Consider the following 585-nt stretch of genomic DNA (forward strand, 5'->3'; position numbering starts at 1 on the left):
CAAACTTCCTTGCTGGAGGTGCGGCAATTAACTGCTTTTGCGATGTAAACCAAATCGAATTCAAAGTGATTGACTGCGGTATGCTTGCGCCAATCGAAGTCATGGTTCCTGAGTTTAAATCTCATCCGAATTTAATTGAGCAGCGTTTAGGAAATGGCACTGCCAATTTTTCAAAGCAAGCGGCGATGTCTTCTGAACAAGTAGCGCTTGGTTTGGAATATGGTGCAAGAGTGGCGCAAAGCACCATCTATTCAGGATCTAACTTACTGATGTTTGGTGAGATGGGGATTGGAAACACCAGCTCGGCTTCCGCATTATTGGCGGCACTCAGCCCGCTTGAGGTAAACCACTGTGTTGGTCTTGGTACGGGCATCAACTCAGAGCAGTTGAGCCGAAAGTTAAAGTTGGTTGCTCAAGGGGTAAGTCGTTGTCGAGGTCTAGACGCCAAAGCCGTATTATCGCAAGTTGGTGGATTTGAAATCGTACAGATGGTCGGGGCGTTCCTTGAGGCGAAGCGTTTGAAAACGCCAGTGCTTGTCGATGGTTTTATTGTCTCTGTCGCGGCGTATGTTGCCACGTTACTAG

The 585-nt window shown here is 47.7% G+C and carries 1 protein-coding gene; it reads left to right on the forward strand.

Features of this window, described 5'->3' with window-relative positions; all coding sequences use genetic code 11:
* Nucleotides 1–585: nicotinate-nucleotide--dimethylbenzimidazole phosphoribosyltransferase (locus tag R8N49_RS28995; protein WP_318190686.1), on the forward strand; the 585-nt coding region annotated here is incomplete at both ends.

This window comes from Vibrio sp. 1978 (genome assembly GCF_033344345.1).